Origin of the sequence: Gaiella sp. (genome assembly GCF_035558935.1) — a bacterium.
Taxonomy (GTDB): domain Bacteria; phylum Actinomycetota; class Thermoleophilia; order Gaiellales; family Gaiellaceae; genus Gaiella.
Genome location: NZ_DATMBZ010000181.1, coordinates 1 through 8,239, shown reverse-complemented (window position 1 = coordinate 8,239; position 8,239 = coordinate 1). Strand labels below are relative to the sequence as shown.

General features: G+C 72.0%; 9 protein-coding genes, 1 pseudogene and 1 riboswitch. Of the genes and pseudogenes, 6 read left to right on the top strand and 4 right to left on the bottom strand.

Annotated features, from left to right (window positions below; all coding sequences use genetic code 11):
* From VNM44_RS17010 to VNM44_RS16985, 6 genes are all read left to right on the top strand, one after another.
* The coding region (locus VNM44_RS17010) for a hypothetical protein (protein WP_325627522.1) at positions 1–917 on the top strand (917 nt) is incomplete at its 5' end.
* A gap of 90 nt (positions 918–1,007) precedes the next feature.
* Positions 1,008–1,099, top strand: a riboswitch (SAM riboswitch).
* A 25-nt stretch (positions 1,100–1,124) separates the two neighbouring features.
* Entirely contained in the window at positions 1,125–2,348 is a 1,224-nt protein-coding gene (thrC, locus tag VNM44_RS17005) for a threonine synthase (RefSeq protein WP_325627520.1), read from the top strand.
* 29 nt (positions 2,349–2,377) lie between these two features.
* Complete coding sequence (gene leuC, locus VNM44_RS17000; protein ID WP_325627518.1) at positions 2,378–3,787, top strand: 3-isopropylmalate dehydratase large subunit; 1,410 nt, start codon at positions 2,378–2,380, stop codon at positions 3,785–3,787.
* Entirely contained in the window at positions 3,784–4,377 is a 594-nt protein-coding gene (gene leuD / locus VNM44_RS16995; RefSeq protein WP_325627516.1) for a 3-isopropylmalate dehydratase small subunit, read from the top strand. Before leuC ends, leuD begins: the two co-directional genes overlap by 4 nt.
* Positions 4,374–5,360: a 3-isopropylmalate dehydrogenase gene (leuB, locus tag VNM44_RS16990; protein ID WP_325627514.1), complete on the top strand. Its 987-nt coding sequence runs from the start codon at positions 4,374–4,376 to the stop codon at positions 5,358–5,360. The genes leuD and leuB overlap by 4 nt, the downstream gene beginning before the upstream one ends.
* The gene (locus VNM44_RS16985; protein WP_325627512.1) at positions 5,357–6,214 is read left to right on the top strand and encodes a prephenate dehydratase; all 858 of its coding nucleotides are present in this window, start codon (positions 5,357–5,359) and stop codon (positions 6,212–6,214) included. Before leuB ends, VNM44_RS16985 begins: the two co-directional genes overlap by 4 nt.
* Positions 6,215–6,218: 4 nt before the next feature.
* Here the strand turns inward: VNM44_RS16985 and VNM44_RS16980 are convergent, their stop codons facing one another.
* The 4 genes and pseudogenes from VNM44_RS16980 to VNM44_RS17170 form a co-directional block, all read right to left on the bottom strand.
* Positions 6,219–6,734, bottom strand: coding sequence for an HNH endonuclease (locus VNM44_RS16980; protein WP_325627510.1), 516 nt, complete (start codon positions 6,732–6,734; stop codon positions 6,219–6,221).
* A gap of 51 nt (positions 6,735–6,785) precedes the next feature.
* Positions 6,786–7,358, bottom strand: coding sequence for a peroxidase-related enzyme (locus VNM44_RS16975; RefSeq protein ID WP_325627508.1), 573 nt, complete (start codon positions 7,356–7,358; stop codon positions 6,786–6,788).
* A 3-nt stretch (positions 7,359–7,361) separates the two neighbouring features.
* Entirely contained in the window at positions 7,362–8,102 is a 741-nt protein-coding gene (locus VNM44_RS16970; RefSeq protein WP_325627506.1) for a DUF3891 family protein, read from the bottom strand.
* Positions 8,099–8,239, bottom strand: a pseudogene (locus VNM44_RS17170) (carbamoylsarcosine amidase); the annotation flags it as partial. The pseudogene VNM44_RS17170 and the gene VNM44_RS16970, both read right to left, overlap by 4 nt.

Below are 8,239 nucleotides of genomic sequence, written 5' to 3'. Positions count from 1 at the left end.
GCCCTCTCGTCCTCACCTCGAGGAACGCTCGCTCGTGGGCCCGCGCACCGCTCGCGGACTCGCAGGCGCGACTCCTGGCCGTGGCCCACGGCCGGGGCGGATTCGCAATCGCCGGCTGGCGCCTCGTCGAGGGACGCGCACGCGTCACGCTCTGGACGTCGAAGGACGGACGGCGATGGCGGAGGCTCGGCGGTACCGCCCTCTCTCCGCTCGGGGCGTTCGTCGACGTCGAGCCCGACGGGAACCGCTTCTCGCTCGCCGCGATGGAAGGAACCGCGCGTGGCCTCCAGGTGAGCGCCTGGTCGACCGACGGCCGGACGGCGCTCCCGAGCCGGATCCTCGGACCGGGCGACGCCCGGGCGATCTGTGTCGGCCCGAACGGAGCGACGGTCGTCGCGGTGCGGGGCGAGGGGGCGAGAGCGCAGATCGTCGCGTGGCACCGCGCTCGCACAGGCCCGTGGTCGCTCGAGCCGGAGGTCGTCGCCACGGGAGCGGAGGCGAACGGTTGCGCGGACGCGCCGAGCGGGACGGTCGTCGCGGGCCGGGGCACGACCGACTCGACCGCTGCGACGTGGCGTCGAGCCAGACCGGGAGCGCCTTGGGCCCGCACGGTCCTCGCCGTGACCAGTCCACCGTCGGCGATCCTCGCCGTGGTCCGCGACGGCGACGGGTTCCTGACCACGGGCCAGAGCGGCGCGCGCGGACAGGTCGATCTCGCCGGCTGGGCGATCGGGCGAAACAGCGTCGCCGCGTTGGGCGGGCCCGTCTTCGCGGAGCCGGGCTACCAGGCCGGCCTCGGGATCGCCCCGTTCGGCGAAAGGGTCGTCATCGTCGGCCGGCGAGGCTCCGGGAGCGGAGCGGTCTGGGTCGGGCCGGCGCCGGGCGCCCGCGTCCCCGGGGGAAACCCGGTCGGCTGACCGACGGCGTCGCTGCATCCGAATCTCGGGGGATGCGCCGGAGGCCCGCGTCAGCCGATAGAGTGTGCGTCGGCGCGGGACTCGTCCCGCTCCACATCGAGAGAGGCTGAGGGACCGGCCCTGTGACGCCTCGGCAACCCGCCCCGATAGGGGCCACGGTGCCAAACCCGGACGGATGTGTCGAGCGAGACGAAGGAGGTCCCACCCGTGTCAGCCCTCTCCCTCTCCTGTCGGGTCTGCGCCACCGAGCACCCCCTCGAGGCGGTCGGCTCGTGCAGCCGCTGCTTCGGGCCGCTCGATCCCGTCTACGACTGGGATCACGTTCGCGCGTCGTTGACGCGCGAACGTCTGGAAGAGCGACGGCGCGACATCTGGCGCTACGCCGAGCTCCTTCCCGTCTCCGCTCCGGACGAGCCCCGGCTCGCGCCGGGCTTCACCCCCCTTGTCCCGGCCCCCAGGCTCGCGGACGCCGTCGGCGTTCGCGAGCTGTGGCTGAAGCTCGACACCGCGAACCCGACGCACTCCTTCAAGGACCGCGTCGTCGCGGTCGCGGCGCGCAAGGCGCAGGAGCTCGGTCTGACGACGCTCTCCTGCTCGTCGACGGGCAACCTCGCCGGTGCGGTCGCGGCGCGGGCAGCTGCCGAGGGCATGGATGCGGCCGTCTTCGTCCCCGCCGACCTCGAGCCCGAGAAGCTGGCGGCCGCCGCGGCCTACGGCCCGACGATCTATGCGGTCGACGGCCACTACGACCACTGCTCGCGGCTCTCGGTCGAGCTCTCCTTCGAGCTCGAGTGGGGGTTCGTCAACGTCAACCTCCGCTCGTACTACGCCGAGGGCTCGAAGACGCTCGCCTACGAGCTCGCCGAGCAGCTGGGCTGGCGGGCCCCGGACGTCGTGGCGATCCCGATCGCCTCGGGAGCCCTCTTCCACAAGGTCGGGCAGGGCTTCTCCGAGCTTCGCTCGCTGGGCCTGCTCGACGGGCCTGCGCCGCGCCAGGTGGGCGGACAGGCGGAGGGCTGCGCCCCGGTCGCGACGGCGTTCCGCGAGAGGACGACGGTCACCCCGGTGCGGCCCGACTCGATCGCGCGGTCGCTCGCCATCGGCAATCCCGCGGACGGCGACTTCGCGGTCGCGACCGCGCGCGAGACCGGGGGCGCGATCCACGCCGTGGCGGAGGACGCCGTCGGCGAGAACATGGCGCTCCTCGCCCGCACAACGGGTGTGTTCGGCGAGACGGCGACGGGCGTGACGCTCGGTGCGCTGCGGGCGGCGGCGGAGGCGGGCGAGGTCGGCCGCGACGATCGCGTCGTCCTGCTCGTCACGGGCGACGGGCTGAAGACGTTGGCCCCGGTCTCGTTCACCTACGCCCCTGTGCACATCGCCGCCGACGCGGACGCCTTCCTCGACCGGCTGGAGGCGGCCGCGGCCTGAGCCGGCACAGGCGCGTACCATGGGCAGGCATGGCCCGCACGCTGTTCGAGAAGGTCTGGGACCCACACGTCGTCCTCGAGGAGGACGGCCTTGCGCTCCTCTACGTCGACCTGCACCTCGTCCACGAGGTCACGTCGGCACAGGCGTTCGAGGGCCTCCGGCTCGCGGGACGACGCGTCCGGCGCCCTGAGCTCACCGTCGCGACGATGGATCACAACGTGCCGACGCTCCCGGGTCCGGTCACCGACCCGATGGCGAAGGCTCAGCTCGACGCGCTCCGCGCGAACACCGAGCAATTCGGCATCCGGCTCCACGGAACCGGCTCGGGCCACGAGGGAATCGTCCACGTGATCGGCCCCGAGCTGGGGCTCACCCAGCCGGGGAAGACGATCGTCTGCGGCGACAGCCACACGTCGACGCACGGGGCGCTGGGAGCGCTCGCGTTCGGGATCGGCACATCAGAGGTCGAGCACGTGCTCGCCACGCAGACGCTCTACCAGCAGCGCCCGAGGACCATGCTGCTCGAGTTTGCCGGCGAGCGTCCGCCCGGACTGACGGCGAAGGACCTCATCCTCGGCGCGATCGGCCAGGTCGGGGTCGACGCAGGCGTCGGGTACGTCGTCGAATACGGCGGCGAGGCGATCCGCGCCCTCTCGATGGAAGAGCGGATGACGGTGTGCAACATGACGATCGAGTGGGGCGCGAGGGCGGGGATGATCGCGCCGGACGAGACGACCTTCGCGTACCTCGAGGGCCGGGAGCACGCGCCGCAGGGCGCCGGCTGGGAGCGCGCCGTCGAGAGATGGCGCTCGCTCGGAAGCGACGCGGGCGCGACGTACGACGCGCACGTCGTCGTCGACGTCGCCGACCTCGTCCCGCAGGTCACCTGGGGGACGAACCCGGGGATGGTCGTCCCGGTCACGGGCTCGGTCCCGAATCCGGCGTCGTACGACGACCCCAACGACCGGGCGGCAGCCGAGCGCGCGCTCGCCTACATGGACCTCCGCCCGGGACAGGCGATCCAGGAGATCCGGATCGACAAGGTCTTCATCGGCTCGTGCACGAACTCGCGCATCGAGGACCTGCGGGCCGCCGCCGCGATCGTCGAGGGACGCACCGTCGACCCGAAGGTGACCGCGCTCGTCGTCCCGGGCTCGGCGCAGGTGCGCCGGCAGGCGGAGGACGAGGGGCTCGACCGGATCTTCGTCGACGCGGGCTTCGAGTGGCGCCTCGCCGGCTGCTCGATGTGCCTCGGGATGAACCCCGACACCCTCGAGCCCGGGGAGCGCTGCGCCTCCACGTCGAATCGCAACTTCGAGGGCCGGCAGGGGCGGGGCGGGAGGACGCACCTCGTCAGCCCGCAGATGGCCGCCGCAGCTGCGCTCCACGGCCGCTTCGTCGACGTGCGCGCGCTGGACCACGAGCCTGTCACCGTATGAAGCCCCTGCGTACGGTCACCGGGCGCGTCGCCGTGCTCGACCGCCCCGACGTCGACACCGACCAGATCATCCCGAAGCAATTCCTGAAGCGCATCGAGCGGACGGGCTACGGAAAGTTTCTCTTCCAGGACTGGCGGTTCGACGAGGACGGGAACGAGCACCCCGGGTTCGAGCTCAACCGGCCCGAGTTCAGGAATGCCTCGATCCTCCTCGCGGGCCGCAACTTCGGCTGCGGCTCCTCACGCGAGCATGCGGCGTGGGCGCTGCAGGACTACGGCTTCGACGCCGTGGTCGCGCCGTCGTTCGGCGACATCTTCCGGACGAACGCCGGGAAGATCGGGATGCTCGCGATCACGCTTCCCGAGGACGAGGTCGGGCGCCTGATGGAGAGCATCGACCTCGACACCGGCTCGGAGATGACGGTCGATCTCGAGCGTCGTGTGATCGTCGCCCCCGATGGACGCGAGGTGTCGTTCGCGTTCGACGAGGCCACCCGCGAGCGGATCCTCAACGGCCTCGACGACATCGCCTTGACGCTCGAGCACGAGGATGCGATCGCCGCGTACGAGGCGACCCACTCCATCGCGTGACGCACGTCGCCGTCCTTCCCGGCGACGGGATCGGGCCGGAGGTAACTGCCGAGGCGCTTCGCGTGCTCGACGCGCTCGGGATCGACCACACCGAGCATCCCTTCGGCGGGAACGCGATCCTCGCGCAGGGCACGCCGCTGCCCGAGGCGACGCTCGCGGCATGCCGCGCGGCGGATGCCGTGCTGCTGGCCGCGGTCGGGCTCCCCGAGCTCGAGGGGCAGCCCGTGCGGCCCGAGCAGGGGTTGCTCGCGCTGCGCAAGGAGCTCGGCGTCTACGCGAATCTCCGCCCGGCACGCGCGGGGCGGATCGACCTCCTGATCGTCCGTGAGCTGGTGGGCGGCCTGTATTTCGGCGCGAAGGGCACGCGTGACGACGGGACATGGTTCGACACCTGTGAGTACTCGCGCCCCGAGGTCGAGCGAATCGCGCGCCGCGCGTTCGAGATCGCACGGGAACGAGGGTCGCGACTGACGTCGGTCGACAAGGTGAACGTCCTCCACACCTCGCGGCTCTGGCGCGACGTCGTGACCGAGCTCGGAGAGACGGAGTACTCCGACGTGCCTCTCGACCACGCGCTGGTCGACTCGTTCGCGATGACGATCGTCAACGCCCCGGAGAGCATCGGAGTCGTGGTCACGGAGAACACCTTCGGCGACATCCTCTCGGACGTCGCGGCCGCCGTGACGGGCGGCCTCGGGCTGGCCGCATCGGCCTCGCTCGGGGACGGAGGGCCCGGGCTGTTCGAGCCGGTGCACGGGTCGGCCCCGCAGATCGCAGGACAGGGGATCGCGAACCCGGCTGCCATGCTCCGGTCGCTCGCGCTGATGCTCCACCACGGACTCGGCCGGCCCGACGAGGCTTCGGCGCTCGAGCGGGCGGTCGACGACGCACTCGAGGCGGCGCCGACGGGCGACCTCGGCGGCGACTCGACCACGAGCGGGATGGGAGACGCCGTACTGCGATCGCTGGACGTGCACGCGTGACGCAGAACGACAACACGGTCGCCTACCCCGGCCGCGAGGGGGCCCACAGCGCCGTCGCGTGCGACCGGCTCTTCCCGGCCGCGCGGCTGATCGCACAGGCGTCCTTCGAGGCGGTCGTCGAGGCGGTCACGGCGCGAACCTGCACGTACGGCGTCCTGCCGATCGAGAGCTCGCTCGCGGGGCCGGTGAACGAGACGCACGACCTGCTCTACGACTCGGCGCTTTCCATCGTCGCCGAGGCGATCCTCCCCATCCGCCACTGCCTCGTCGGGCCCGAGGACATCGTCCTCGAGGACGTGCGCGAGATCCGCTCCCACGCCGTCGCGCTCGACCAGTGCCGGAAGCTGCTCGCGTCGATGCCGTGGGCGACGGCGACCGTCGCACCCACGACGGGCGACGCGGCGGCGGCCGTCGCGGAGCTCGGCGACCCCGCCGTCGTCGCGATCGCGAGCGGTCGCGCCGCGCGGCTCCACTCGCTCGCAGTCATCGCCGACGACGTCGGTGACCACGAGGCCTTCACGCGGTTCGCGGCGCTCGCGCCGTACACGCGGCTCGACCGCCGGCACGGCGAGTGGCGCACGGCCCTGACCTTCGAGACGCATCACCGGCCCGGGGCGCTCCACACGGCGATCGAGCCGCTGGCGCGCCGGAACATCGACATGGTGCAACTCGTCTCGCGCCCGATCCCCTCGCGTCCGTTCGACTACCGCTTCGACTGCGTGCTCGGCGGCCACCCGCTCGACGACGAGGTCGCCGCCGCGCTCTCGGAGATGCGCGCGGAGACCGCGCGCCTACGCGTCTTCGGCTCCTACCGCGCCGACCGCGACGAGGGCTGGGAGACCGTCGCCGCCTGAGCGCTCAGGCGGCCTCGGCCGCGACGCCCGGGAGGTAGCGCACCCACGCCTCCGGCACGCGGTGGAGCGCGAGGCTGATGAAGAGCACCGGCGAGGGCGCGCGCGGCGGTCGCGCGAGGTTCATGTGCGTCTCCTCGAGCAGCCGGTCGCCCTTGCGCAGGTTGCAGGGAGCGCAGGCCGTGACGACGTTCTCCCACACCGAGTCGCCGCCGCGCGAGCGTGGCACGACGTGGTCGAGCGTGAGCCGTCCCGCGCTGTCGCCGCAGTAGACGCAGCGCCAGCCGTCCCGGGCGAAGAGCGCCCGCCGCGAGATCCGACGCTTGACCGACCGCGGCACCCGGACGTACGTCACGAGGCGGATCACGTGGGGGCGAACGTAGGTGTTCGTCGACGTTCGCAGCGGCTCGTCGTAGCGCTCCACGACCTCCGCCCTCCCCTTCCAGACGAGCACGTGCGCCCGACGTGTCGAGCACACGTTGAGCGGCTCGTAACTGGCGTTCAGGACGAGGACGTGATCCACCCGGATGCGAGCGTAGCAGCGGTCTCAGGCGGTGGAAACGCGCATTCCCGCTCAGCGGCCGAGCGACTCGTACTCGGGGTTCGGCGCCCAACCGAGACCCGAGGCCATCCGGTTCGACATGTTGAACAGCCCGGTCACTTCCGCGATGTCCATCACGTCCTCGTCGCTCCATCCCGCGGCGCGGAGGGCCACCACATCGTCCTCGCTCATCGTCGCCGGCCGGAGCGTCAACGCGAGGGCATAGTCGAGCATTGCCCGCACGCGCGGCTCGAGGGGAGCAGTCGTGTGATCGGCCGCGATCGCATCGGCGAGAGCAGCGTCCTTCGTGAGCTTCCGTAGCGCCGCGCCGTGCGCGGCGATGCAGTACGGGCACCGGTTGGCGACCGACACCACGACGGCGATCATCTCCCGTTCGGCCTTCGTCAGGCCCGAATCGCCCTTCATCGCCTCGTCGTACCAGGCGTTCCACGCGAGCAGGCGGCTCGGGCGGAGCGCGTACAGGCGCAGCACGTTCGGGACGAAGCCGAGCTTCTCGAGAGACGGCCGCCACAGCTCGAGCACGTCGGGCGGGAGCTCGTCCTCGGTGGGGACGCGTAGCCAGCTGAGACGCTCGGCGCCGGGCACGGACTACTCCGCGAAGCGGATCGTGACCCGCTCGACAGGAAGCCCGAAGAACGCCTCGCGGAACTCGTCCTGGCGCCAGGCGCGTTTCGGCACGGACCGTCGGACGAGGGAGCACTCGAGCTCTGGCTCGGCGAACGGCCATGGCGAGACCCGTGCCGTCCACGGCGCGACGGGCTCGAGCCTGAACGCTCCCAGCTCGAATCCGTCTCCCGGCGCGTCCCAGTCGCGAAGGCAGAATGCGAGCGAGAAGCGGTCGAACCACTGCAGCCGGTGGTAGTCCGCGAGACGCAGCTCGTCGTCGACCCCGGACACCTCCATGCGCTGTGGGAAGCCCGCCTCCTGCTCCTCGACGAACGCGTCGACGAGCGTCTGCGCCTCTGGGGCGCGGGTGAGCCCGAGCGACGGATCCGAGCCGTACCGCTGGCGGTAGATCCCCGCACCGTGCATCGAGACGAGCAGGCCCGCGTACGGGTCCTCGTCGGTGATCGCCGCGATCCCCGCGCGGTAGAAGGCGAGATGCGCCGGAACGTGGACGTCGAGGAACGAGAGGGGCTTCCCATCGCCGTCGACCATCGGCGAGCGCTCCCAGGTCGCCCAACCGTCGTCGTGGCGCCGCGCGGCGAGGACGACCGACCCGTGACGCGGGCCGCGGTCGGCCCACGCCCGCGCCACCTCCTCGGAGAGCTCTGCGTGCTCCGGCTGGAGCACGACCTGCCACGTCCCTCCCGCGTCGCGGACGATCACGGCGGGGCCTCGATTCCGGCGAGCACGTCGGCGGTGGTCACCACGTCACCGTACTTCGTATCGATGTCGTAGAGGTTCGCCTCGTGTGCGGCGCGATTGCGATCGCCCACGGCGTCACGAGGGACGAGCACGCGGTA

What these genes read in the sequence shown, in the direction of transcription:
- leuC (WP_325627518.1), top strand. Translation starts at nt 2,378, where the DNA reads ATGGCCCGCACGCTGTTCGAGAAGGTCTGGGACCCACACGTCGTCCTC.
- leuD (WP_325627516.1), top strand. Translation starts at nt 3,784, where the DNA reads ATGAAGCCCCTGCGTACGGTCACCGGGCGCGTCGCCGTGCTCGACCGC.